The organism is Planomicrobium sp. CPCC 101110 (genome assembly GCF_007859395.1).
GTDB lineage: Bacteria > Bacillota > Bacilli > Bacillales_A > Planococcaceae > Planococcus.
The window spans coordinates 189,048-213,614 of the sequence record NZ_VOHD01000006.1 but is presented as its reverse complement, the minus strand read 5'-3'; the positions used below and the strand labels follow the sequence as shown (position 1 = coordinate 213,614).

Sequence of the window (24,567 nt, the reverse complement as noted above, 5' to 3'; positions counted from 1 at the left end):
AAAATTCTCTTTATCCCCTGAATTTACCTCCAACCCCTTCCCTTTAAACCAACTGCCTCTCTTTGGGCGTTTGCTGCTGCCAGAATCATCAATTGAATTCGCGATTCAGGATATGGACCAAAAGCTGATTCATTTCGACAGCGCTTTTTGTGAAGTCCTGTCTATGCCATTCTATGACCATTCCGAGGATGGCATTTGCCTGATAGGCACAAACCATTGCCAAATCGCTTTTTATCCGGGTTTGGATTTCCACATCTTTTTTCATCAATTCGCACACTTGCCCATGCAGCAAATAATAATAAGCGAGCGGCACTTGTTTTGATAATACGATCCGATAAAATTTCTTATAGCTCTCGATATGATGAAAAATCCGGATTGTAGCCGGATTCAAACTTTCCGGATCCACCGGTTTTCCATGCCGGTAAGGTTCCCTATAAGAAACCGCTAGATCCTCCATGATTTCTTCCAGATATTCTTCGAACAAATCCTCGATCTGTCCATAATGGGAATAGAACGTTCCACGGTTCACTTTGGCCAACTGACATATTTCGGTGACTGTTATTGCATTCAGTGCCTTAGTGTTTAAAAGTGCCAGCAAAGCCTCCCGCAGAGCTTCTTTTGTTTTTATGATCCTTAAGTCAGTCAGTTTCAAATAACATCCCTCCAAAATGTACAGTTTTTAATGTTCTGTTGATTAATGAACAGATCCTGCTTTTTTGTTTATTGTAAGCGCTTACTGTAAAGGATTATACTTTTTATTATACAACTGTTCAATAAAAATTAGGAGGTATAAACTATGAGATTGGAAGGCAAAGTGGCAATAATTACTGGAGCAGCATCAGGAATGGGAAAAGCGATTGCAGAAGGATATGCAAAAGAAGGCGCTAAAGTGGTCGTTTCCGACATGAACTTTGAAGGGGCAGCCGCTGTTGCCGATGCGATAAAAGCGAATGGGGCTGAAGCCGTTGCTGTACAAACAGACGTCACATCCACTGAAGATCTGGAACGGTTGTTCGATGAAACGAAAACAACTTTTGGCGCAATGGATATTCTAGTCAACAACGCCGGAATCATGGACGGCATGGAACCGGCAGGAGATGTTTCGGACGAGCGGTGGGATCGGGTATTTTCCGTCAACACTACAGCCGTCATGCGTTCGATGCGTTTGGCCATGCCAATTTTCCTCGAACAAGGCCATGGCGTTATCGTCAACAACATATCTGCTGGCGGCTTGTATGGAGCTCGAGCAGGCGCAGCTTACACCGCTTCAAAACATGCGGTTGTCGGTCTAACCAAGAACACGGCCTTTATGTATGCCGATAAAAACATTCGATGCAATGGCATTGCGCCCGGCGCGGTCGTTACGAATATCAGCAGCACAATGGCCAACATCAGCCAGGTTGGTGCCGCAAGGCAATCTTTGGGAATGGCGCTGAATCCGCGCGTCGGCCAACCAGAGGAGATTGCGAAACTGGCAATTTTTCTCGGTTCTGATGAAGCTAGTTTCATCAATGGCCAAGTGGTTGCTGTCGACGGCGGCTGGACAGCGTACTGACGCTCCCAGCTTTTAAAACCCATAAAAAGGGGCCATTCGCATCTTTTCGTGCGAATGGCCCCTTTTTGTTCCGATTGGCTAACGGGCTTTCCTTAACAACAGATCATATACATGGTTCTCAACCACATTGTGGGCTGGCACATCGCCATAACGGTAATTTAGGACAAGTTCTGTTTCGGCTTTATCCAACGAATGGGCAAGAAGATGTTTTTTCCCGATTTCATTTACCGCTAGTTTGAAAAAAGCGGCAGTTCCCAAACTGTCCGACAGAAGAACCAATTCGAGCTCTTCGAAATCCCGTTTGAATCTCCTGCCTGTATAAAATTCGAATTCTTGGATAACACCGCTAGAGGTGCGGTGGCTTTTCAGATTGGTTACCTTCTTTATTGAAAAATCCAATTGTTGGACGGCAAACAAAATTTTCTCAGCAGCTTCTGTCCCTACGACCTGAATGTAATTTTTGTCTCTCGGATCGCATTGAAAATCTACGTCGAGCTTTGTTTTTATCCAAACTTCGATTCTTTTGACAGTCATTGGCGTCTCGGGCGTTAAATAGAAGGAAAAAGGAATTGTTTTTTCCTCATTTGATGCGACGGTGAATTTTCCACTGGCTTTGATGCGTTGGACTTCAACTTCTTCCATCGTTTTTTTGCCTGCTTTTTTTGTCAATACAGAGGTCATTACAGAAAGATAAATGCCCTTCACTGTTTGTTCCGATTCGCCTCCCAGAACATACACTTCTCCTGAAATGGGAGTTCCTTGCCTTACTTTCACTTCTTCAATGTACGTGTCAACTTTTGCATTTCCAATTCCGGCACTCGCTTTTATCTTGTCGGAAACAGGCATGTTATCCCCCCTTAATTTTCTGTATTTTCTATTTATTATAGCATTAAAACCATTCATTTTATAAAAATTGTACGAAGTTTGAAGAGCATCTTCTTCTATCCATAAAAAAATGGAAGAGACATGGTCTCTTCCACTTTCAGGCAGACTATACACTTACCGGACATTTTTAAGAAGCGTATCGCGTAATTTACGGGCTACTTCCGAAACGCTTGCTGAATCCCTTTTCTCAAAACGAACGGAAAGCCGGGACTCGTCCATATCCAATGCTTGCGCGAGCAAGCCCCCTAACCCTTTCGCTTTATGGTCCATCTCAATATAAACGGTAGTTCCTGTTGTGTCGGAAAGAAAAATCAGTTCAAGTTCTGTAAAATGTTTTTTGAAATCAGGGCCTGGATAAAATTCGAATTCCTGAACGAAACCGCTTTTAGTCTGGCGGCTTTTCAAGTTTGCGGCAGATTTCAAAGTGAACCCCAATTCCCGGATAGCAGCCAGCACTTTTTCTGCAGCTTCTGTTCCGGCCACTTCGATGTAATCTTTATCTTTCGGATCGAGTGCAAACGGTACGTCCAAAACTGTGTCTAGCCAGACATCGTTTTTGCCAATGGTCATTGGGATTTCATAAGACAAAGCGAACGAAAAAGGCAGCACTTTCTCATCTTTTGCCGCGATTGTCAAAGCGTCGCTCACCTTTACATGCTGGATTTGGAAATCTTGCCGGTATTTGCGGTCATCTTGTTCCACCAGCACCGATGTTTCTATAGAAATTGAAATGGAGTTGATGGGCTGTTCTACTGAGCCGCCTTTTATCACTATTTCTCCTGCTACTTGTCCGCCTTGTTTCACTTTAGGCGTATTGATGCGCGTGTCCACTTTTGCATTGCCGATTCCTGCACTTGCCTTAACCTTATCAAAAAATGACATCGTTATCCCCCTTATTTTCTTTTGTCCTTTTGTTCATAATCTTCTGGTCCTCTGCAATAACTGGATGATCTCTTTATTTACGGTTGGAATTTCGGCAGGTTTCATCCCAACCTAAATTTTCGGGTGAATTTCGGCAAAAAAGCTAAAAAGATGACACTCCTCCACAGAAGCCGCCCTTCTAGGAAGATAAATCACTATATATCCAGAATTACAAAGCGGAGATCTCCTTTAAGGAACCAATAAAATATTTTTATGTATCGGCCGCTAGCTTTCATGTGTTGAACAATTCGCCATTCACCGCAGCAATATATCTCAGGGCCGACCTTTGGATCCGTTCGTTTGCATTTTCCTTCATAATCCGGTGAAAAGCATCATAAACCCGATCAAATTCCAACGGTTTCAGCTGTTCCGCCATCCTTTCGACAATCGCTGCCGGCAAAGGCAGAAAGTTGGGATAGCTATACATGAAAGCGGCCCAATTGGGATTTGCCGATATCCGGACAATGTCTCCGGTGAAGAGATGGCTATTTTTCCTTTGCAAAACGGCAGCCCCTTTAAAATGGCCGCCCAATCGGTGAAGCACCAACCCTTCCTGGACCTGGAGTGTTTCACCTGACCAGAGAACAATATTCTCACTTTGCCGGGTAATCCATTTCCGGTCGTCTTCGTGTATGTAGATCGGTGCGCCAAACACTTCCGCCCATTCTACTTGAGTGGAATAATAATGCGGATGGGACAAAGCGATCGCGTGGATTCCGCCCAGGCCCCTAATTTTTTCGATGGTAGGCGAATCCAGCAGTGTAATGCAATCCCAAAGCATATTGAAACCATTTTCCAAAATCAAATAAGCTGTCTGCCCAATGGCAAAATTCGGGATGGTGCGGATACTGAAAATTCCAGGTTCATCTTGGGTGAAATCGTTATGGAAAATCCCTGTTTCAACCATCTGCCGCAGAGTGGTCCAACTTTGCCCATCCAAGTTCACATACTGGCGTTCCTCGTCACAAATCAAGCACCCTTCCGGCTCTTGGGAAGCAAGATCGTACTGGACACCGCATGTTTCGCAAATATAATTCTCCATCCCGATCCTCCTTTAGCCATATTTGAAGCATCAGTTTCATCTCAGCAAGGTTCAGGAAGACTGATCAAGAAATTCAAGTCAAATCCATCCGCAGCCAATATCCGCAAATCGGAAATGTTTAATGCCACTAAAATCGATGTTCCGAAATCTTGGGCTGTACAGATGGATTCGCCTTCTTCATCCAAAACATCAAAATGGAAAAACGGCGAAAGCTGATTTTCGCATTTCTGGATTTGATGAAGCACATAATCCTTCATTTCAGGATTCAAGTCCACTTTCAGTAGACTCAAGCCATCAAAGTCAATTGTCAGGTTGTATTTCTTTGCCAGTTTCTTGGCTTCTTTTATTCCAAAGCTGGAATAGCCATTTCTTGCTGCCAAATCGCCAGACCAATATTTGAATGTAACAGAAGTTCCTTTTTCAAAGAACAAAAAGGCGAGCTGGCACCATAACACCTTGATTTTCCCTGACCGCAATTCAATAGTCTCTGCCTCATCCATCGGAAGGCTTGTGTCCAACCGGTAGGTGTACGCTATCATCGGCTTCCCGCCTATCTGTACTGTTCTTCAAACACCATTTTGAATCGGGGGTTGAAAGTGAATTCCAATACATTTTGATAGATTTCAGATTCTCCATGGAACAGCCGGATTTTTTGCTGATCGGGATTATCCACCAGTTCAAGTTTTTGGACGGAACGCAGCTCGAGATAAGACAAAGTTTCTTTTGTATCCTTATCTTCGACAGTCAATACGAATTTGTCGTAGAAAGGGGAGAGAATAATCCCGAACAGCTCTTTGTCATTTTCAAAAGCGAATGTTGATGTGTCATAGTGAAAGAATTCCGTTTTATCTTTTCTCACCGGCTTTGATCCGAAAAATGAAATCAACTTTATTTCTTCTGGTACATCCATTGATGCTCTCACTCCATATATCTCTTTTATTTTTCGCCATCTTCGTTTGAAAGAAAATTAAGACATTTCCTTTTTCAATTTTACCATCTTGCGGCGAACAAACAATAGGAGCTGCAAGTTTCTATTGTACACTTGGCATAAATCAACGGAGCCAAGACATCGTTTTATCTTGCTTGTCTTATCAGCTTTTCCAGTTCTTCGTCTATTCTCTTGATATCGTACCGCGCAAACAGCGGTTTAACGTCCGATATTCTTTCTGCTTCATTTCTGATGAAATTCCATTTTAATTCTTCAATTTTTAATGCCGTTTTTATCTCCCCGGTTGAAAACGGCAAAAACGGATGCAGAAGCTGAATCAGGTTATTGATGATCATCACGCATGTAGCGATGGTTTTTTCACACGACGGTGGATTGCTTTTGAGTTCTTTCCATGGTTCTTTCTCATCAAAATATTTGTTGGCGGAACGGACAAAGCTGAATATATCTTCCAGTGCCTGTTTCATATGGCCATTTTCAATATGCCTGCCTGCCTGTTTGTAAACAGCGGCAACCTGTTCTTCTATTTCGGGATCTGCCGCAGTTTGAGGAATGGCCCCTTCATAGCTTTTCTCGACAAACTTTAAAGTACGGTTGATGAAATTGCCATAGGCGCCGAGAAGTTCGCTATTATGGCTGTAGATGAATTCCCGCCACGAAAAGTCGGTGTCCCGATTTTCCGGTGCATTGACAGTGAGAAAATAGCGGATTGAGTCCGGATGGTAACGCTCCAGCAGTTCCGGCACCCACACTGCCCAATTTTTGCTTGTCGACAGTTTCTTTTTCTCGAGTGTCAAATATTCGTTGGAGACAATATGGGTCGGCAAACCAGGTATGCCGACCCCTTTTAATATCGCCGGCCATATAATCGTATGGAACGGGATATTATCTTTGCCGTGGACATAATATGCCCTTGTGTCTTTCTCCCAAAATGCTCCATCGTCTTTGTTTTGGAGTGCCGCCCATTCCTTGCTGGCGGAATAATAACCGGAAACCGCCTCAATCCATACATATATTTTCTTGTCTTCATATCCTTCTATCGGCAAACTGACTCCGTTCGGCAAATCACGTGACACTGCCCGGTCCAGCAGTCCCTCATTCAAATATCTTTGGGTCAGGTTGATCGCATTTTCACGCCATCTGTTGTCGTTCTTTGCATTTTCCACATACGCCTCAAGCTCCTTCTGAAAAGAACTGAGTCTAAAATAAAAATGTTCGCTTTTCTTGACCGTCGGCGGAGAGCCGCAAATCTTGCATTTCGGGTCCAATAATTCCAATGCATCCAGAATGGTCGAACAGTTGTCGCACTGGTCGCCCCGGGACTGGGCGCCGCAAACAGGGCATATCCCCTCAACAAAACGGTCGGGCAGAAACTGCTTGTCATACTCACAGTAAGTTTGGTCGATTTCCTTCTTATATATATAGCCGTTGTCCTTCAAATCAAGAAAAACTTTTTGGACGATCTCATGATGGAAAACGCCATCTGTCCGCGTGTATAAATCATACGAAAAGCCGAGATCTTCAAAGTTCTTTTGGAACTCAGCGTGATAGCGGTCAGCGATCGCCTTGACCGGCACCCCTTCCTGACCGGCTCTTATGGAGATAGGGGTTCCATTGCAGTCGCTGCCTGATACATACAATACACCTTCTCCTTTCAACCGGTAGTACCTCGCCAAAATATCGCCTGGCAGCAAAGCTGCGATATGCCCAAGATGCATCGGACCGTTCGCATAAGGCCACGCTCCTCCAATCAATACATTCATCTCCCTCACTCCTTCTTTAAAGTATAAAAACCCCGCCTTTATCGGTATACGATAAAGGCGGGGTTCATCCGCGGTTCCACTTTACTTTGCTTCCCGTTCACACAGGCAGCCTCATGAAGTACAGAGATTCTCCATACTGTGGCTTTGATAACAAGGGCCCATCCTCGCCGCGTCCTACTGGCTCCTTTTGGCAAAGTGTTCAGCGCGAAGCTCCGAGGCCATTGTTCAATTGTGCATTTCCGCTTCTTTTCAGCTGCCGAAGCTCTCTATAGAAAATGCTTGCAATCTACTTTTCCTCATCAAAGCTTTTTTGTTTTTCCATATTATATCAGATTAAGAAGCTGAATCAACCCATTATTCTAATAATTTTAATGATCCGGCTAGAAAAAAAGGGCAGCCGGTCCGGCGGCTGCCCTTTTTTTAGATTCGCAAATTTGTTTAGTATACTTTATCACCATTGAATATCGAGTTTTTAACGACTACGTAATCCACATTGCGAATAGCCATTAATTTGTCGCCGCCAGCATAGGAAATAGCCGACTGCAGATCCTGCTCCATCTCAACCAGAGTATCTTTCATCGACCCTTTGAATTCCACGTACATTTTCTTGCCTTCCACATTTTTCTTTTCGCCTTTTTGGAACTCGGAAGCAGAACCGAAATATTCCTTCAACAGCTTGCCGTCTTGCTCCACTGTTTGCCCCGGCGATTCTTCATGCCCGGCAAAAAGTGATCCGATCATCACCATTGAAGCGCCGAAACGGACAGATTTCGCGATATCGCCATGCGTCCGGATACCCCCATCCGCGATGATCGGTTTGCTTGCAGCTTTTGCGCACCAGCGAAGCGCGGCCAATTGCCAGCCTCCTGTACCAAAGCCTGTTTTAATTTTTGTGATGCAAACTTTCCCTGGGCCAATGCCCACCTTGGTCGCATCCGCTCCTGCATTTTCCAGTTCGCGTACAGCTTCCGGCGTACCGACGTTTCCGGCAATCACAAAACTGCCTGGCAAAAGTTTTTTGATATGTTTAATCATGTCTATAACGGAATTCGAATGGCCATGAGCCACATCGATGGTAATATACTCCGGCGTAATGCCAGCATCTACAAGTTCCTGTACAAAGTCATACTCTTCCGGTTTTACCCCGACACTGATTGAAGCGTAAAGGCCGCGTTCTTGCATTTCTTTTGCGAATGCCAAACGCTTTTCCGGTTCGAAACGGTGCATGATATAGAAATAATTGTTTTCCGCTAAAAATGTTGCTATCTTCTCGTCTACAATCGTCTGCATATTTGCCGGCACGACAGGCAACTTGAAAGTGCGTCCACCAAATTCCACGGAAGTATCGCATTCTGACCGGCTATTTACCACTGCCTTTGCAGGAACTAACTGAATATCTTCGTAATCAAACACATTTTCCATAATTAACACCCCTAAATACGAATAATAAACCTGTTTTAAACCTTTAATGTTCGTCCATATGATAATGTACTCTATTTGCCGGTGAATGTCAAAACTTCTTCACTTAAATTCAATCAGTGAAATTTCAAGTCATGGAAAATTCATAAGCTGCATTCGATCGTTAAAAAAAGGCCGTTAAAATGTTTTTCAACTTTTTTTATCTCGATGCCGGACTGTTCGAGAAGCTGGAGCGTCTCCCGATTCAAATGGCAGCCGTCGCACATGTTTTTCCAAATAGGCGTAAACAGGTCCTGAGCTTTTCCTAAGGACTTATGTTCCAAGCGCACATGTTCAAAAAGCAATAATTTCCCGCCGGATTTGCTTACCCGCCGTATTTCCTGCAATGCTTTCTTCGGCTCTGGAATCGTGCAAAAAACCAGAGTTCCGACAACCGAATCGAAAGTTCCATCTTCAAAAGGCAACTTCTCAGCTTTCGCCAAATACGTCTGGATTGGAACTTTCGCAGCCTTTTGGCGCTTTTCGGATTGTCTCATCATCACAGGGTCAGGTTCTATCGCATCAACTTGGTCGACAAACCGGTAATGCGGGAAGTTAGCGCCGGTACCTGAACCGATTTCCAAAACTTTGCCTGTCGCATTGCTGATTAAAGCAGCACGGATTTTCTTGAAACGCTTGTGTTCAAGCGGTGCCATCGCCCTGTCGTAAATGTGCGGAAACAACTTTCCCATTCACCATCACCTCCATGTTCCCTTCTACTGAAATAATACCCGAAATCAAAAAGAAAGCGGACTCATTTGAGTCCGCTTTCTTATTCAACTGCGACAGAAGTTTCGACCTCGTCGTCCCTGTTTTTCTTCGCTTTGATGTAGAACATCGCGACAACAATAGCGGTCAAGCCTAATCCGATGATGAACGAAGTATTCAAGTCCATGCTAAAGCCGATTTTTTGATTCAGGATGTAGACAAAAACCATATATGTGATGAACAGCGCAGGCGCCATCGCCACTAAATAATTTTTCCCTTGGATGTACAGGTACATTGCCGCAATCCATAAAGCGATGGCCGCAGTAGCTTGGTTGGCCCAAGAAAAATATCTCCACAGCAAGTTAAAGTCGATTTGCGTCAGCAAAGCCGACAGGACGAACAACGGAACCGCGATCATCAAGCGTTTCATCAGTTTTTGCTGATCTACCTTAATATAATCTGCGATGATGGACCGCGCCGCACGGAAAGCCGTATCGCCCGATGTGATCGGAAGCACGATGGCTCCTAGCACAGCGATTGTTCCGCCGACTGCTCCAAGCAATGTCATGGATACTTCATTGACGACCGCTGAAGGCGTACCGGAATTGATGATGCCGCTCAAAGTTTGGCCGTCAAAAATGCTCATGGCAGCCGCCGCCCAGATCATGGCGATAACCCCTTCTGCAATCATCATTCCATAAAAGATATAGCGGCCTTGCGATTCTTTTTCAACCGTCCTTGAAATGATCGGCGATTGTGTAGCGTGGAAACCGGATAACGCTCCACAGGTAATTGTGAAAAACAGCATCGGGAAGATCGGCAGGGCCGCCGGATGCATATTCGTAAGGGAAAGTTCAGGAATGCGGTAATCCGACATCAATAGCGCAATTCCGACTCCTGCGGTACCGACCAATAAGATTGCTCCAAAATATGGATACAACCGGCCGATAATTTTGTCGATCGGCAAAATGGTAGACAAGAAATAGTAGATGAATATAGCTGTGATGATAATGCCTACAGCTACTTTCCCATCCATCAGGAGAGCCAATAAGGAAGCGGGCGTTGTAACAAACACAGTGCCGACCAAAAGAAGCAGCAGCAAGGCGAAGAAATTCACAATATGCCGAGAAGCTTGGCCGAGAAACTTGCCTGCCAATTCCGGAATATGAGCTCCTTTGTTCCGGATCGAAATCATCCCAGTCAGGTAATCATGCACTGCTCCAGCGAAAATAGATCCAAGAACAATCCATAAAAAGGCGACAGGCCCGTAAAGCGCTCCCATAATCGGACCGAAGATCGGACCGGTTCCAGCGATATTCAAAAGTTGAATAAGCGCGTTTTTCTGCTTGTGCATAGGTACAAAATCCACGCCATCGGCATTTGCGTATGCAGGTGTTTTACGGGACTCTGCTGGATCAAACATTTTTTCAATAAACTTGCCGTATGTAAAATATGAAACAATTAATAGTGCTATTGCCACAAAAAAAAGTTACCATTCTCTCTACTCCATTCTTAAATTAGTAAACGCTTTCAATTCAGTTTAATATAATGAGAATATTGGATTGATATCAGCTCCCCAGGCAGGTTGTATGGCCAGTATCAGCCATGTCTCTACCCATTTTACCATTAAATTTCGAAATTGTCCTTTTTCTTCTAAATATTCCAACTAAATTTTTCCGGACTAAAAGCCGCTGCGGTGCAGCGGCCTTTGGTGAAAAGAAATTTTTTACAATGAACGGGCGCCTGCTGTCAGGCGTTTTTGTTTGCGCTTCCTGTCTCTTCTTTCATCGTTCTCGATTTTAGCAGAGATAAGACCAAGCGCAATGCCAAAAATCGCACCTCCCAGAACTTCTATCGGCTGATGGCCTAAAAGTTCTTTAAGTTCTTTCTCGCGTTTCACAAAAGTCATGCTTGGAAAATCTCCTGATATGGAAACAAAACTATCTTCCAAATCATTTACCAGCTGGGCAATTTCCCCCGTGTGACGGCGGATTCCTTGCGCATCATACATAACAATCGTACCAAATACTACCGCCAATGCCGTTTCCGTGTGCCTGGCCCCTTTGTTGGCGGCCACATAAGAAGCCAACGCGGATACTCCGGCTGAGTGGGAACTTGGCATGCCGCCTGTTGTAAAAGCCTGCTTCCAGTCCCATACTCCTGTTAATTTTTTGTGGGTCACAATTTTCAAAGCCTGTGCAATGCCAATTGCAGATAAAGAAGTTGCGATTCCCCGATTCATCTTGACCATTGTCACCATATTATCCATATCCCTCGTCCTCCGCTCTATGTATCAGTTTTCAACAAGTAAAAAGTTTTTACTGTTGGTCTTCAATACCCATTCTCTTCTCTTTTTATGCGAAATCCTGTGAAAAACCTTTTAACCAAAGGCATCAAAAAAAGAGCGGCGCAGTGTCGCGCCGCTCTTTCAATTGCTTGAAGGTCCTTTAGCCGTTTCTCGCGGATGGATATCAATGCCAGTAGTTTTCAATGTTTTCATAAGCAATTCATGCATCAGCTTATAGCCTTCCTCGTTGGGATGGATGGAATCAAGCCAAATGGATGGATTCTTGCCCATGACATCTGTTCTGGAAATAATGACCCCTTCTTCCCCGATCGCCGTATTCCATAAACGAAACAGCAAGTTGGTAAAGCCGAAGTATTGAAACTCTTTTTTCATGGAATTGTAAAGGTTGTTTTGGACGATCAATACATCGTCATTCAAGCTTCGGATATACTGATAAGTTTCCAGCAGATTTTTCCGGTAGGTACGCTTGAGCTGTGAAAACTGCCGGATCAGCCCTTTTGCTCCACTGCTGCGGAAACCGCGGAGCAAATCATTGCCTCCGATATTCAATAAAACCATGTCAGCTGAGGTTAAATAACGATCCCAAATGCCTGAACGCAGCCGCTCCACCAGTCCGTTGCTCGTAAGGCCATTAATGCCTAGATTGGTGACTGTGCATCCAGAAAACGCTTCTTTCAGGTATTTTGAAATGCCGCCTTTTGTGCCGTATCCATAGGCGACAGAATCTCCTAAAATGACAATGTTCTTTATATGAAACCTTTTTTGGTCTTTGTGAAAAGTTGAAAATGACGCTTCCTTAAAAAGGGCGCCAGGCCGAATTTTCTTTTTCAATCCGCTCCATCCCTTTCCTGATGCTTCACTATTTATTTTAACATATTTTTGCTTCTCCTAGCGATTCGGATGCATTTTTGGACTATGGAGAAAAGAAACCGGCACCATTCCAAAGACCTTCTTCAGTCCTGTGGTTCACTTCCCTTTTTTTAGATTCCGTTATCTTATCCGCAGTTCGGGTATACAGATTTTATCGAGTCCTTGATAAAATCTGTATACCCGAAAAAACCTTGCTTCATCATTCATCATCGCTTTGTAAAATGTAATGATTTGAAGGCATCACGCCTCCAATAACGATTCATATCAAGGCCTTCTCAAGCAAATGGCTTGAGACGGTTTTTCATTTTATCAGCAGCCTTTTACGGCCTATTCTCATAAAGGGAAAGGAAAAATGCACAGAACAACAAGAGAAGCTAGCCGAAAACTTGATTTGATAGAAGAAAACAAATAAAAAAAGGGGAATTCCGAAAAAGAACTCAGCTTTTTATGAAAACATACGGAGATGAGAGGATTCGAACCCCCGCGGCGCTTGCACGCCCTAGCTGATTTCGAGTCAGCCCCCTTCAGCCTCTTGGGTACATCTCCATCCGGCCAAAAAAATCTTAGCAATTGCTTGAAAAAAGCGCGACCAATTCAACCTGGCTGCTCTATGTGAAAATGTTTATAACTGACTGTACTGTTCCCTTCTTATGCCCAATGGAATTGAATTCAACCTACAACAAAGTTTTTTGGATAACCCGAAAAATTCATTAGCAAGCATAGTTCCGAAAGGAGGAAATATGGATTTAATTCTTTTAACACTTGGTATTTTGTTATTGATTGTTGGAACTTTGGACTTTTTTTGGACAGCGCTCTGGGTGGACGGCGGAGCGGGGCCGCTCACCAGAAGATTGGCGAACGCGCTATGGAAATCATTGAGAAAGATTAGTGGTGACCGGCCGCAAATGCTCAGTTTTTCAGGTCCGCTCATTTTATCGCTGACCCTATTATCATGGATTTTCTTCCTCTGGTTAGGGTGGACCCTTATTTTCCTGAGCGATCCAAATTCTTTGGCAGGATCACAAAACAATGAATATGCCAATTGGTCGGACAAATTATATTACACAGGTTATTTGGTATTCACGCTTGGGAATGGCGATTTCAAACCGACCAACGCCATCTGGCAAACCGCTACAGTGCTTGCCACAGGCTCCGGAATGTTGTTTATCACATTAGCTGTCACATATTTGCTTTCCGTGTTGAATGCCGTGACTTTGAAGCGGTCGTTTGCGGAGAGCGTGACTGGCATTGGCGGCAACGGAGGGGAAATCGTGAAGAATGCATGGAACGGGACCGATTTTCATGATATCAATTTGGTTTTAAACACTTATGCCACACAAATCAGCACACTTTGTGCCCAGCATAAGGCTTATCCAATTCTGCATTATTACCAAACCAGCAATGCCAAAGAGGCATTATCAGTCGCATTCGTCATTTTTGACGAAGCATTGACCATTTTCCAGCATGGAATTCCTGAGGGCTTCCAGCCGAACAAGCTGCTCTTGAAAGAATCACGTTCAAGTATCGACAGCTTTTTGGATACTATCAATCCGACTTATGTTTCTCCGTCAAAGAATCCGCCTTCCGCTTTGGAACTTGAAAGTCTAAGAAAAGCCGGTTTGCCGGTTGTTTCCAATGAGAAGTTTGCCCTGGCAGTGGGCGGATTGAAAGGCCGCCGACAGAAGCTGCTCGGCATCATCGAAGCGAACGCACGGCAATGGCCTGCCGAGAAGAAGTCGCAATAAGTAATTTCTGCGAATTCACATAGAAGCTGTTATGGCGACATGGCCTTCACTTATCCGTTTTTCGGCAAGAAATGAAAGGATATGAAAAAGCGAGAGAAAAAACATCTTCCCTCGCTTTTTTCAGCCTTTTAACCGTGATGCTTTTCCAAAAACTCCAGCATCGCACTATAGACTTTTATTTCATTTTCTTTTTTCGAGAACCCGTGGCCTTCATCCTCTAATACCAAGTATTCCACTTCCCGGCCTTTTTCTTGCAGTTTGGCAACGATTTGGTCGGATTCTTCTTTTACCACACGCGGATCTTTTGCCCCTTGGATAACGAGCATCGGTTTTTCCATGCCATCCAGATAAGTGACCGGGGAATCTTTTATAAACCTCTCTTTGTCCCGCACAGGATCACCCAGCCAGCGCTCCATGATCGGTTTCCAATGCGCTGGCACCGATTCAACAAACGTGAACAAATTTGAAACGCCAAAGATATCAACGACGGCTTTGAAATATTCCGGATGGCGCCCATGAAGAAGCAACGCCATATACCCGCCGTAGCTGCCGCCGATCAAAAACAGTTTATCCCGGTCCGCCAGCTTATTGTCAAACAGCCAGTTGATGGCGGCCAGGCAATCAAGCCGCGGCCCCTCTCCCCAATCCTGTTCCACAAGCTTTACAAAACTTGAACCATAGCCCGTGCTTCCACGGAAGTTCGGCGCGAATATAGTATAGCCGCGGTTCAAAAAGCACTGGAACATGGAGCGGAATTGTTTTCGTTCGGCATGCTGGGGACCGCCGTGCGGCCAGAAAATTGCATGGCCGTTGTCATTTTCCGGCTTCGGTCTAAACAGCAGCGCCTCAATCTCCAACCCGTCGAAAGATGTGAAGTTCACTTCTTCCGGATCGGCCAAATCGTCTTCGGACAATCCAAGAACCCGGTTGTCCGTCAATGATTTCCAGTCGGAATCCTCAAGCCATTGAAAAATATTAGGCGGTTTTGTGGCGCTGGTGCCAAGCAAGTACAGGTTGCCGGCTTTTGAAACGATAAATTTATTGATAATGTCGACAGGAGTGGGAATTTGCTCTAATTTTTCTGACTCAGGGGCGAATCGGTATAAAATGTCTATCACCCCTTTTTGGGTGTAAAAATAGAACATGTTTTGTTCTTTGTTCCACTTCATCATCTGAATGCTTTCATTTTCAATCATCAAGACTTTTGAGAACGATTTGTCTTCTAAATCGAAACGGGCCAAATAGACAAAATCACTGCCGTAATCCGTGAGAAAATAAATCGTTTGTTCATCGGTAAAAACGGAATCAAAGACAACGTGAACTTTTTCAGGGTCCGGCGTCAAGGAGTGGGTTTCCTCGCCGACTTTAACAAAACCTAAAACATACGTATTTGCAAATGATTGCGTATAGACAAACGCTCGTTCATCCTGAGAGACAGCTTCCAAATAAGTTGTGGTCTTCTCTCCTTCGTTCAATAACGTGTCTGACTGGTCTTTCAAATTGCGCATGCGGGTATTCAAAAACGACGGGTTCCCTTCGGATGTCAGGTAATACAAGCGTTCGCCGTCTTCACTCAAATGCGCGAAATAATATTTTTCCTGCGGATTCCCGGTGATGAGCGGAAACGGAAGGCCGCCGCCACTCGACAGCGCATATATCTGATGATTTTCATCTCCATCCCTGTCGAAACCGGCCAACACATACCGGTTTTGCGGATCGAACTTTATAAAATTCGTGGATTCGTCCCGGTGCGCGAACAAGTAAGGGTAAAGATTCGGCAAGTCCATTGCCCAAAGATTCACCTTGCCATTCAGATTGGAACTGAAAATCAGCTGCTTCTCATCATCGCGGACCGAAAAGTCAGTTATGGCGTATGTACGAAAAAATTGTTCTACTGTCGGTTTTGGAAATTGAATCATAATATCCCCCTCTTCATTTTTCAGAATTAATAAAATATGGCACCTGTTTCATTATAGCTTAATTTTGCCATTTCAAATAGAATGAAGGAATTTTCATTTTTTATAGCGAAAGAGTATAAAGCAGGATATTGAAAGGAGAACAGCATGATACATAAAATTGATTTGGCTTCAGAGAATTTGCACTCATCATTCAACAAAGACTACAAACCGATATTGACCATCGCTTCCGGAGATTCGATCCAATTGAAAACGCCCGACATCCAATGGGGCTATTCTGAAAAAGAAGGACAAGAACGCACTTTTTTCACTTCCCGGGAACGGGAAGAACAGCTTGGCCATCCGATTGTTGGCCCTATCGCCATCGAAGGCGCCAAACCTGGAATGGTGCTGGAAATCCGGACGAACGACGTTATTCCAGGGTGGTATGGCCGGAACTGGGCAGGAGGAGTGCCAAGCTGGCAAAACCAAAAATTAGGGTTGGCCAACAGCGAACGCCTAGAAGTGGATTGGAAATTGAATACTGAAACTTTGACCGGAAGCTGCGAAATCGGCAGCAAAGAATTCCGGGTCGGTTTGTCCCCTTTTCTTGGGCTTATGGGGGTCGCTCCCGCTGAACCTGGCACCCACCGGACAGCGCCGCCTCGCTATTGCGGCGGGAATATCGATTGCAAGGAACTGACAAAAGGAAGCAGCTTGTTTCTTCCCATCTCTGTAGAAGGTGCAATGTTTTCCTTAGGCGATGGCCACGCATTGCAAGGCGACGGCGAAAGTTCCGGCACCGCTATTGAATGTCCGATGGAGTTTGTGGATCTGACGCTGACTGTCCATGAAAATATGTCTCTGACCATGCCTCGCGCCAATACAGCTGCCGGATGGATCACCTTCGGCTTCAGCGAAGATTTGAACGAAGCGGCTGCCGTAGCGCTTGATGAAATGGTACAATTCATGCAATCTCTTTATGGCATCTCAAAAACCGAGGCTATGGCACTTTCCAGTGCTGCAGTCGACCTTCACGTCACCCAAGTTGTCAACGGCGTGAAAGGCGTACACGCCATTTTGCCACACGGCGTTATCCGTTAAAAACAAAACAGCAGCTGGCCTCTTTAAAAGGGGCCGGCTGCTGTTTTTTTCTTCTCTGCTGAGATTTTTCCGAGATGGAATCGATTCATGGTTCTTTGATGTGATTTCTTTATTTGGAGTTTTTTGGAACAATGCGGTTCTCCGTTTTCGGATTCACTTCTTCCAACGTTTTGATATAATTGATGAACATTTCCCAATCGACGTTGCCAGGTTCGCTGACCCGTCCATCTTCATACGCAGCTGCAAATGACGTATAGCCGTCTCCGCCTTTGGCAGTGAAAGTGTTTGTAGCTACTTTGTAAGTGTCTTTCTCTTTGAGCTTCTTGTACTTCCCATTCTTTTCAACTTGGACCTCCGTTACTCGAGAGCCCGCAGGAGCGCCGGGATCAAACGTAAACTTAAGGCCTGCTACATGAAGGAAGCCGCCAGACTCTTTTGGATAATCTTTCACAGAGTGTTCCAGAGCCGCTTTCAATTCAGTACCGGTCAATTCCATGATCGCCAAGGCGTTGCCAAAAGGCATCACTGTCAAAACCTCACCGACAGTAATATCCCCTTCATTGATCGAAGAGCGGATACCGCCGCCGTTTTGCAAAGCGATTGCCGTCTCGGGATCGATTGTTTTCGCAGTCGCCAGCATGCCATCGGTGATCAGATTGCCGAGGTTGGTTTCAGCATTCCGCACGCCCGCTTCACCTCGTTCGCCGTTCAAGAACACTTTCGCAACCGCTCCAGTGGACTGGTTTTTGATGGCGTCGATTTCATCCGCATAAGGTTTCAGCATTTCCAAAGCTTTGGCATCAGAAGCTGCTTTTGTTACATCATGCAGAGTGCCAGCATGATTTGTAATCACACCTGCTTCATTGAACGTTACATCCAATTGGCCAAGGAATTTATTGTACTGTTCCGCTTGGACGATCAAAGTCGGCTCACCGTGCGTGTTGTTTACGACTGGATCTGCTATTTTTGTGTGGGTGTGGCCACCAACGATCACATCGATTCCCGCAACTGCAGCAGCAAGCAGCTGATCGTTGTCGTAAGCTTCGGAATCGTCAAACCCGATGTGGGTCAGCGCTATGATCTTATTGACGCCAGCCGCTTCAAATGCCGCAACCGCTTCTTTGGCAGCTGCAATATAATTTGTGAATTCTACCGCTCCAGGGCTTGAAATGGCACGTGTCTCTTCAGTGGTCAGTCCGAAAATGCCGACTTCTTCCCCGGCAATTTCTTTGATGATGCCATTGTATATTTCACCGTTGCTGAATTCTTTTGCATACGTATTGTTGTCTAATGGTGCTAAATCTTTGTCATCCGCAACGTTGACATTTGCAGAAACAAATGGAAAGTCCGCTCCGCCGATAAACTCCCCTAAAGCCGCATGCCCTTCGGCGCTTGCCCCTAAGTCGAATTCATGGTTGCCGAATGTCATGGCATCATATTTCATCAAATTCATAAAGTCGAGGTCTGCCTGTCCTTGGAACGCGTTAAAGTAAAGGGTTCCGGAAAAGACGTCTCCAGCATCAAGCAATAAATTGTTTGGATGTTGAGCACGGATTTGGTTCACCAAAGTTACCCGCTGCGCGACCATGTCCAGATTCGCATGCGTATCATTCGTATGCATAATCGTCAGGTCAAAGTCCCCTTCGGCAGCATTTGCCGGAACTGCAGCCTGAATCCCGAGTGCACTTGCCGCTACAACTGAAGCTATTGCCGTCTTCATAAATTTACCGTTCATTCGACACCATCCTTATCGTATTTTGACAGCCGTGCCTACACATTTCCATGAAAGCGCGGCCATGCACCATCAGTTTAGCACGGCAGTTTATTTACAACAATAAGCATATTCCCACTATTCTCTTTCTTTAATTCGGAATGTACATTGTAAATCCTTCAGCGTTTTCTGATCCCGCACAGCTAAAGGCATATCCCGTATGAAAGTGGGATATGCCTTATGAAAAAGGAGCTTTATTAAATTTCCGTAAAAATTGTGCTTTTCTCAAGCAAAGGATTTTACCGTTCAACATCGGCTTTCAAATTTTAAAGATTTTCCCTGTCACCCGGTTGATCACTTTTTTAACTGCGCGGCGTGCCAACCTTTTGTGCAATGTCCCATTTTTGATAGCATTCAAATCACCTACAATCCGTCCTGATTTATAAAGAATGGATTCGATTTTTTTTATGTTCATACCCCTTGCTCCTCCCGAAAATGAAATCATTCAATCAATTCATGAAGTGTAACGCTTTCCAAATAGTTGACATAGCGTCTTAGTTCTTTTGCTTGCTCTCTTGTTATTTGTCCCTCGTCATACATTCTGAAGATTTCAGATCGGCCCATGTCCATGACGATAATGCGCAGTTCTTCTTTTTGAATATCATAATTTTCGTTGAACAAGGATTCCGGTTTCTTCAGGCCGCTTATCATCCGGTTATATTCCATGATCACAGTATCGATCGTTTCATCTTTCTCGTTTTCCTTATGGCCTTCTTCCAACCGATGGAGAGCAGCCTGCAAGGCGGCTAATTGGATGTCTTTGCCGATCTGAAGTTTGATCAGCCGGGTTTCTTCATCCTTTACGTAATGGCCGCGGAATCTTTTCCAAGCTCTCGTCAATTTGCCTTGCAGATAAATTGTGAAGGCTCTTACATTTTTTTCAATCGCTTGCTCTCTCCGGTCCAAGGATTTCTCGAATGCCTCATACATCTCTTGATCCATGCCTTGTTTCTGCTCAATGTCCTCTATATAATTTCTTTCTTCCTTTAAAGCCAATAACCGGGTTTCTTTCAACTTCCGCTGATACTTTTTGCTTTTTTGTTCCATCAATTTTTCATTCGGTTCCAGTTGGTTCAGCCTTAGTTTGTATTCATCCATCAATTCATAGGCGACCGGTTCGTTCTCTTCTGTCATCTCATCTTTGATTTTATTGATCGATGCCAGCAGCACACGCCGCCTCGCCTCTTCCAAGTTCATTTCCGGTTCACTTTCCCCTTCATCCAGCATTCCCCTGCTAAGAAGCGGGAGCAGGAGGGTCGCGGCAATCAAAGTAAACAGGATGGTTCCGGCAGCCAGGAAAAGGATAAGCGAACGGTTCGGGAAATCTTCGCCGCTTTCCAGCACGAACGGTATCGATAACACCCCGACCATTGTCACTGTTCCGCGAACCCCTGTCAAACTGACAAAAAGGGTCGTCTTTAAGTTGGGTTCTGCGAAATTTTCCGTTTTGCTGAACCGATACTCATATGCAGCAAACAGATAAGCCCATACAAAACGAATGCCTAAAATTACAGAGCCGATCAATATCACATATAACAGGAGGCGCCAAAGCCCTGAATCCGCATTTTCCAGGACTCCGCTCATTGAAGGAGGAATATTCAATCCCAATAACAGGAACACTATACCATTAAGAATGAACAGAATGATCTTCCAAATATCTTCTGTTAAAATTTGCTCTTCAGCGATGAATGTTTCCGTCCTTTCCCTGACCAGCGAATGGACAATCCCTGCAACAACAACCGCTATGACCCCGGAAGCATGCAAAAACTCTTCAGTTACGATAAAAATCAGGAATGGGGTCACAACGTGAAGCAAAGTGAAGAAAGTGACATCGCTGATGCCCTGTTTCCGCAAAAGATAACGGATGCCGATTATAAGCAAAGCCAGAAAAAGGCCCAAAAAAGCACCCGCTACAAATTTGTAAGAAAAATCCAGAACAGCTTCACGCAATGAAAAATAGCCGGTCACAACCGCTGCAACAGCATAGTTGAAAGCGACAAGGCCTGATGCGTCGTTGATCAAGGATTCGCCTCTTACCAAATTCAATACTTTTTCAGGAATATGGATCCGTTTCGCGATACCGTTCACGGCAACCGGATCAGTCGGCGATAAAATGGCGGCTAATGCAAAAGATGCTGTCAGAGGAATAGACGGAATGAGCCAGTGTATGAAATAGCCGCCTACAACAGTCGTCAGCAAGACAAGAATTATAGCGTTCCCTAGAATCGGGCCCCTCATTCTCCATAATTCTTCACGGGGAAAATGCCTTCCATCGTTGTAAAGAAGGGGTGCAATGAACAGCAGCAAAAACCATTCCGTTTCGATTTCAAAAGTGAAATCTTTGACAGCCACTACTAGGAGGATCCCTAAAGCTACTTGGATCAGCGCTGTTGGAATATAGGGAGTATAGTGGCTGACGATGTTAGAAATCAACAAGCAAAAAAGCAGCACCAAGACGGTTAGCAGCAAATCCATAAAAGTTCTCCAATCTTATCAAAGGTGGCATCATTTCATTGATGTGCTTTGTGTATACCCGATTTTCCTGCTTTATTGCCTATCAACTTCATAATTTATTCTACAGGATCGAACAAATTCCCTTCTATAAAACAGCGTCACTTCAATAAAGATTTTTATTCTCTTTAAAGCAAAACGGCTATCCAAGCATTGAAAAAATCGCCCTGATTCCGCTTGTTTAGCGAAGGACGGTTTTATTGCGTTCATTCAACAGTGGGACGGTTCAATATCCGTTTTCTCTTGTCCAAAAAAACATTGTTTTTATGCCAGCGGAAGAAAGGTTCATTTTCAGGATAAACGGCAACTTTCATTCTTTTTGCCAATCCATATAAAGGGTACTCTTCTTCCGCGATCTTTTTGGAAATCTGCAGGGTGCCGCTCGGGTTGATCGCCATATAGCCATCCCGGTAAAGTGCGTCATGATTGGCGCACAGGACGATGCCGTTATAAGGGTCCACTCTTTCCGGATCCACACTGTCTTTCCACGGTTTGGCGTAGCTGGCTTTCAATAACGCCCCGAGTTGAACGCCGCAAACTTGGCATTGCTGGTTCCACTTCGGCAACAGCAGCTCACGGAACCGCTGTTCGCTCCGTTCCATTTTAGTTTTCGCTTCAAGCACTGTTTCAGCAATGAGCGTAACAAGCGGATAATGCTCTTTTCTGCGCACCACTTCGATCGCCAGCTCAAGCTGTTCCGCCTCCTTGATAAAAACATTCCGGACGCTGATGATCTCCAGCAATTTGAGCAACAGTTCTTCATTGCAGGCATACAGATATCCCGGATTACCGCTTCCGTCTTCTTGGAAAGCGGAATATTTTTTCGGCAGAAAAGGGGCCAGTTCGATAATGTGCTCGTGTATGGCCACCGGAGTCTCCAATTCCCGGTACTCCGCAACGACCTTATAGCCATCCGCCTCATCCGCACCTTCCAATGAGTTCGGCCGTTTCGCTTTTTTGCAGTCTTCGGCCGCTCTGCTGATCGCGATAATTGCCCCTTTGACATAATGAAGGATGCGATCACCTTTTTTCACTTCTGTCATCCGTTTATACGAATGCGGAACCATGCCGGATTTATCCTGCTGCGGGGACCAAAGGATGCCCAACTTTTTTTCTTGCTGATATGTCTCTCCTTGCATAACGATGAAACTGTTCAATAAACTGCCTCCTAGATGTGCTTTCATATTCCTTGCAAATCTTCTTTCATCTAGTTTACCTTACTTTCTCCTTTTCGTGCGCAAGATGATCAGTTTCTTCGGTATGATAATGAAAAAGTGGCGCTGCCAATCTGGCGGCACAACTTTTCATCCCCATAAACTTATTTGATGCCGGAACTCACTACGCTTCTGACAAAGTATTTGTTTGCCGCCACAAAAATGATCAAGGCCGGCATGGTCGCCACTACGGTCGCTGCCATCATCCTGCCGGGATTGACAAAGTTGGCGCCTTGGACAAGGTTCGCGACCCCAACCGTCACCGTTTTCATCTCATCAGAACTTGTAACGATAGATGGCCAAAGGAAGTCGTTATAGATTGTCAGGAAAGTCAGCACAGACAAAGTAGCGACAACAGGCCGGATTGCCGGAAAAATAACAAAGCGCAATATTTGAAGCAGTGACGCGCCATCGATAAACGCCGCTTCTTCCAGATCTTTTGGAAAGCCCCTTAAAAAACTGTAAATCAGGAAGACGCCCATTGTATTCGCGGAGTAGATCAAAACCAGCGGAGCGTAAGTATCGATCAACGCATATTGCCGGAAAAGATAGAACGCAGGAAATAATGTGACGATGCCCGGCACCGTCAAAGCTGCGACAACAATGCTCAGGAAGAATTTCTTTCCGGGCAAGTTGAGCCTCGCCAAGGAATACGCCGCCAGGACATCGACAAAAACGACTAGGGCGGTTCCGGCTATCGTTACCAAGCCTGTATTGAAGAGCCACCGGAGGACGGGAACCTCGGCGCCAATCCCGAATATGCTGCCATAATTTTCTGCTGTCCATGATTTTGGCAGGAGCGCGGAAGAGGACATCGCCTCGCCAAGCGCCTTAAAGGAAGTGAAAATCATAAAGATCAGCGGAAGAAGGAACAAAAAAGCGATGATGGATGCTGCTATGACAACCAATGCCGTTTTAGTTTTTGACTTCTTCATGTTTCAACCTCCTTATTCTTTTCGGAACGAATAGAAATATTGGGCGGCGACAATCGCCATCATCACTATCCCCATGACAATTGCCATGGCCGAACCGATCCCCAAATTGTTTTGGGTAAAAACCATTTGCTGAATGACCATGATCAAAGACTGGGTGCTTTGTGCCGGCCCACCGGCTGTAATAAGCAGCGTTTGGCCGTACAAATTAAACGAAGCGATGACCGAGATGATCGTCAAAAAAACAAATACGCCTTTTATGGAAGGAAAAGTGATATAGGCGAACTTGTCCCACCAGTTTGCCCCGTCAAGGCTTGACGCCTCATACATGGTTTCGTCGACTTCATCTAATGCATTGATGAACAGGATCATATTAAAACCGATTGTCCACCATATCGTTGCAACCAAGATGGATACCCAGGCATAGGGCTGTTCATTCAGCCAATTGATGGGGCTTAGCCCGATTGAATTCATCAAGTTGTTTACATATCCCCCGTTTCCGGTAAACAGCCATTTGAAAATGGCCGAAACAGCGGTTACGGAAACTGCATAAGAGATAAAGAAGATTGTCCGAAAATACACTTTCAGTTTTTTAGGGATAGCATCCACCAGCAGTGCAAGGGCTAAACTGATCACCACCAGCGGAACGACACTGATCGCAACAAATATGAGTGTATTTTTTAGCCCTAGATAGAAGGAAGTGCTGTAGATGTTCCCTGGAGTCAGGATGGCTATGTAATTGTCAAAACCGACAAACCCGCCATTTCCACCAAACACAGACCAGCTATGCAGGCTGATCCAAATTCCATAAACCAACGGAACAATCAAAAAAAGAACGAAACAGATCAGAAAAGGCAAATACATCACTATGGACCATGTCCGCGAAATCCTCATAGTTCTTAATACACCCCCATCAGTTAAATAAAACGGCATTTCATC

The 24,567-nt window shown here is 44.9% G+C and carries 22 protein-coding genes, 1 tRNA gene and 1 other annotated feature; of the genes, 3 read left to right on the top strand and 20 right to left on the bottom strand.

Going from position 1 to position 24,567, the window contains the following annotated elements; genetic code table 11:
- Positions 1–88: 88 nt before the first annotated feature.
- Positions 89–652 carry a TetR/AcrR family transcriptional regulator gene (locus FQV30_RS08890; RefSeq protein ID WP_146499805.1) on the bottom strand — a complete coding sequence of 188 codons (564 nt, stop codon included), beginning with the start codon at positions 650–652 and terminating at the stop codon, positions 89–91.
- Positions 653–796: 144 nt separating this feature from the next.
- Between FQV30_RS08890 and FQV30_RS08885 the strand changes: the two genes are divergently transcribed.
- The gene (locus tag FQV30_RS08885) at positions 797–1,555 is read left to right on the top strand and encodes an SDR family oxidoreductase (RefSeq protein WP_146499804.1); all 759 of its coding nucleotides are present in this window, start codon (positions 797–799) and stop codon (positions 1,553–1,555) included.
- A 78-nt stretch (positions 1,556–1,633) separates the two neighbouring features.
- On the opposite strand, the gene FQV30_RS08880 is transcribed toward FQV30_RS08885, so the two are convergent.
- The 12 genes from FQV30_RS08880 to FQV30_RS08825 all read right to left on the bottom strand — a co-directional run bounded on the left by FQV30_RS08880 (position 1,634) and on the right by FQV30_RS08825 (position 13,002).
- Complete coding sequence (locus FQV30_RS08880) at positions 1,634–2,401, bottom strand: sporulation protein (RefSeq protein WP_186725596.1); 768 nt, start codon at positions 2,399–2,401, stop codon at positions 1,634–1,636.
- A gap of 153 nt (positions 2,402–2,554) precedes the next feature.
- A complete protein-coding gene (locus FQV30_RS08875; RefSeq protein WP_146499802.1) occupies positions 2,555–3,322 on the bottom strand; it encodes a sporulation protein in 768 nt (255 codons plus the stop codon).
- Between the two features lie 271 nt (positions 3,323–3,593).
- The gene (locus FQV30_RS08870) at positions 3,594–4,403 is read right to left on the bottom strand and encodes an MBL fold metallo-hydrolase (protein ID WP_146499801.1); all 810 of its coding nucleotides are present in this window, start codon (positions 4,401–4,403) and stop codon (positions 3,594–3,596) included.
- 41 nt (positions 4,404–4,444) lie between these two features.
- A complete protein-coding gene (locus FQV30_RS08865; RefSeq protein ID WP_146499800.1) occupies positions 4,445–4,942 on the bottom strand; it encodes a hypothetical protein in 498 nt (165 codons plus the stop codon).
- An 11-nt stretch (positions 4,943–4,953) separates the two neighbouring features.
- Positions 4,954–5,325, bottom strand: coding sequence for a hypothetical protein (locus tag FQV30_RS08860; protein ID WP_186725594.1), 372 nt, complete (start codon positions 5,323–5,325; stop codon positions 4,954–4,956).
- A 152-nt stretch (positions 5,326–5,477) separates the two neighbouring features.
- The gene (gene metG, locus FQV30_RS08855) at positions 5,478–7,112 is read right to left on the bottom strand and encodes a methionine--tRNA ligase (protein WP_146499798.1); all 1,635 of its coding nucleotides are present in this window, start codon (positions 7,110–7,112) and stop codon (positions 5,478–5,480) included.
- A 50-nt stretch (positions 7,113–7,162) separates the two neighbouring features.
- Positions 7,163–7,424: a binding site (T-box leader), on the bottom strand.
- A 126-nt stretch (positions 7,425–7,550) separates the two neighbouring features.
- Positions 7,551–8,534 carry a GMP reductase gene (gene guaC / locus FQV30_RS08850; RefSeq protein WP_146499797.1) on the bottom strand — a complete coding sequence of 328 codons (984 nt, stop codon included), beginning with the start codon at positions 8,532–8,534 and terminating at the stop codon, positions 7,551–7,553.
- Between the two features lie 140 nt (positions 8,535–8,674).
- Entirely contained in the window at positions 8,675–9,262 is a 588-nt protein-coding gene (locus FQV30_RS08845; protein ID WP_146499796.1) for a class I SAM-dependent methyltransferase, read from the bottom strand.
- Between the two features lie 80 nt (positions 9,263–9,342).
- Positions 9,343–10,758, bottom strand: coding sequence for a carbon starvation CstA family protein (locus tag FQV30_RS08840; RefSeq protein ID WP_255473377.1), 1,416 nt, complete (start codon positions 10,756–10,758; stop codon positions 9,343–9,345).
- Positions 10,759–11,004: 246 nt separating this feature from the next.
- Positions 11,005–11,529 (bottom strand): divergent PAP2 family protein, encoded by a 525-nt coding sequence (locus FQV30_RS08835; protein ID WP_146500357.1) that lies wholly within the window; start codon positions 11,527–11,529, stop codon positions 11,005–11,007.
- 177 nt (positions 11,530–11,706) lie between these two features.
- Positions 11,707–12,417: a GDSL-type esterase/lipase family protein gene (locus FQV30_RS08830; protein WP_186725593.1), complete on the bottom strand. Its 711-nt coding sequence runs from the start codon at positions 12,415–12,417 to the stop codon at positions 11,707–11,709.
- 497 nt (positions 12,418–12,914) lie between these two features.
- Positions 12,915–13,002 (bottom strand) — tRNA-Ser (locus tag FQV30_RS08825).
- 194 nt (positions 13,003–13,196) lie between these two features.
- Between FQV30_RS08825 and FQV30_RS08820 the strand changes: the two genes are divergently transcribed.
- Positions 13,197–14,201: a potassium channel family protein gene (locus tag FQV30_RS08820; protein WP_146499794.1), complete on the top strand. Its 1,005-nt coding sequence runs from the start codon at positions 13,197–13,199 to the stop codon at positions 14,199–14,201.
- Positions 14,202–14,329: 128 nt separating this feature from the next.
- Here the strand turns inward: FQV30_RS08820 and FQV30_RS08815 are convergent, their stop codons facing one another.
- Positions 14,330–16,120, bottom strand: coding sequence for a S9 family peptidase (locus FQV30_RS08815; RefSeq protein ID WP_146499793.1), 1,791 nt, complete (start codon positions 16,118–16,120; stop codon positions 14,330–14,332).
- Positions 16,121–16,264: 144 nt separating this feature from the next.
- Between FQV30_RS08815 and FQV30_RS08810 the strand changes: the two genes are divergently transcribed.
- Entirely contained in the window at positions 16,265–17,200 is a 936-nt protein-coding gene (locus FQV30_RS08810) for an acetamidase/formamidase family protein (RefSeq protein WP_146499792.1), read from the top strand.
- 109 nt (positions 17,201–17,309) lie between these two features.
- On the opposite strand, the gene FQV30_RS08805 is transcribed toward FQV30_RS08810, so the two are convergent.
- The 6 genes from FQV30_RS08805 to FQV30_RS08785 form a co-directional block, all read right to left on the bottom strand.
- Complete coding sequence (locus FQV30_RS08805) at positions 17,310–18,935, bottom strand: bifunctional metallophosphatase/5'-nucleotidase (RefSeq protein WP_146499791.1); 1,626 nt, start codon at positions 18,933–18,935, stop codon at positions 17,310–17,312.
- 295 nt (positions 18,936–19,230) lie between these two features.
- A complete protein-coding gene (locus FQV30_RS17955; RefSeq protein WP_186725591.1) occupies positions 19,231–19,386 on the bottom strand; it encodes a hypothetical protein in 156 nt (51 codons plus the stop codon).
- A gap of 26 nt (positions 19,387–19,412) precedes the next feature.
- Positions 19,413–21,446 carry a Na+/H+ antiporter gene (locus tag FQV30_RS08800; protein ID WP_146499790.1) on the bottom strand — a complete coding sequence of 678 codons (2,034 nt, stop codon included), beginning with the start codon at positions 21,444–21,446 and terminating at the stop codon, positions 19,413–19,415.
- Between the two features lie 242 nt (positions 21,447–21,688).
- Positions 21,689–22,639, bottom strand: a complete 951-nt coding sequence (locus tag FQV30_RS08795) for an HNH endonuclease (protein WP_146499789.1) — start codon at positions 22,637–22,639, stop codon at positions 21,689–21,691.
- Positions 22,640–22,800: 161 nt separating this feature from the next.
- The gene (locus FQV30_RS08790) at positions 22,801–23,631 is read right to left on the bottom strand and encodes a carbohydrate ABC transporter permease (protein ID WP_146499788.1); all 831 of its coding nucleotides are present in this window, start codon (positions 23,629–23,631) and stop codon (positions 22,801–22,803) included.
- Positions 23,632–23,643: 12 nt separating this feature from the next.
- The gene (locus FQV30_RS08785; protein WP_146499787.1) at positions 23,644–24,522 is read right to left on the bottom strand and encodes a carbohydrate ABC transporter permease; all 879 of its coding nucleotides are present in this window, start codon (positions 24,520–24,522) and stop codon (positions 23,644–23,646) included.
- Positions 24,523–24,567 lie beyond the last annotated feature (45 nt).

Excerpts from the sequence above, each read along its gene's own strand:
- FQV30_RS08885 (WP_146499804.1), top strand. The coding sequence starts at position 797 with ATGAGATTGGAAGGCAAAGTGGCAATAATTACTGGAGCAGCATCAGGA.
- FQV30_RS08880 (WP_186725596.1), bottom strand. The coding sequence starts at position 2,401 with ATGCCTGTTTCCGACAAGATAAAAGCGAGTGCCGGAATTGGAAATGCA.
- FQV30_RS08875 (WP_146499802.1), bottom strand. The coding sequence starts at position 3,322 with ATGTCATTTTTTGATAAGGTTAAGGCAAGTGCAGGAATCGGCAATGCA.
- FQV30_RS08870 (WP_146499801.1), bottom strand. The coding sequence starts at position 4,403 with ATGGAGAATTATATTTGCGAAACATGCGGTGTCCAGTACGATCTTGCT.
- FQV30_RS08865 (WP_146499800.1), bottom strand. The coding sequence starts at position 4,942 with ATGATAGCGTACACCTACCGGTTGGACACAAGCCTTCCGATGGATGAG.
- metG (WP_146499798.1), bottom strand. The coding sequence starts at position 7,112 with ATGAATGTATTGATTGGAGGAGCGTGGCCTTATGCGAACGGTCCGATG.
- guaC (WP_146499797.1), bottom strand. The coding sequence starts at position 8,534 with ATGGAAAATGTGTTTGATTACGAAGATATTCAGTTAGTTCCTGCAAAG.
- FQV30_RS08845 (WP_146499796.1), bottom strand. The coding sequence starts at position 9,262 with ATGGGAAAGTTGTTTCCGCACATTTACGACAGGGCGATGGCACCGCTT.
- FQV30_RS08835 (WP_146500357.1), bottom strand. The coding sequence starts at position 11,529 with ATGGTCAAGATGAATCGGGGAATCGCAACTTCTTTATCTGCAATTGGC.
- FQV30_RS08820 (WP_146499794.1), top strand. The coding sequence starts at position 13,197 with ATGGATTTAATTCTTTTAACACTTGGTATTTTGTTATTGATTGTTGGA.
- FQV30_RS08815 (WP_146499793.1), bottom strand. The coding sequence starts at position 16,120 with ATGATTCAATTTCCAAAACCGACAGTAGAACAATTTTTTCGTACATAC.
- FQV30_RS08810 (WP_146499792.1), top strand. The coding sequence starts at position 16,265 with ATGATACATAAAATTGATTTGGCTTCAGAGAATTTGCACTCATCATTC.
- FQV30_RS08805 (WP_146499791.1), bottom strand. The coding sequence starts at position 18,935 with ATGAACGGTAAATTTATGAAGACGGCAATAGCTTCAGTTGTAGCGGCA.
- FQV30_RS17955 (WP_186725591.1), bottom strand. The coding sequence starts at position 19,386 with ATGAACATAAAAAAAATCGAATCCATTCTTTATAAATCAGGACGGATT.
- FQV30_RS08800 (WP_146499790.1), bottom strand. The coding sequence starts at position 21,446 with ATGGATTTGCTGCTAACCGTCTTGGTGCTGCTTTTTTGCTTGTTGATT.
- FQV30_RS08790 (WP_146499788.1), bottom strand. The coding sequence starts at position 23,631 with ATGAAGAAGTCAAAAACTAAAACGGCATTGGTTGTCATAGCAGCATCC.
- FQV30_RS08785 (WP_146499787.1), bottom strand. The coding sequence starts at position 24,522 with ATGAGGATTTCGCGGACATGGTCCATAGTGATGTATTTGCCTTTTCTG.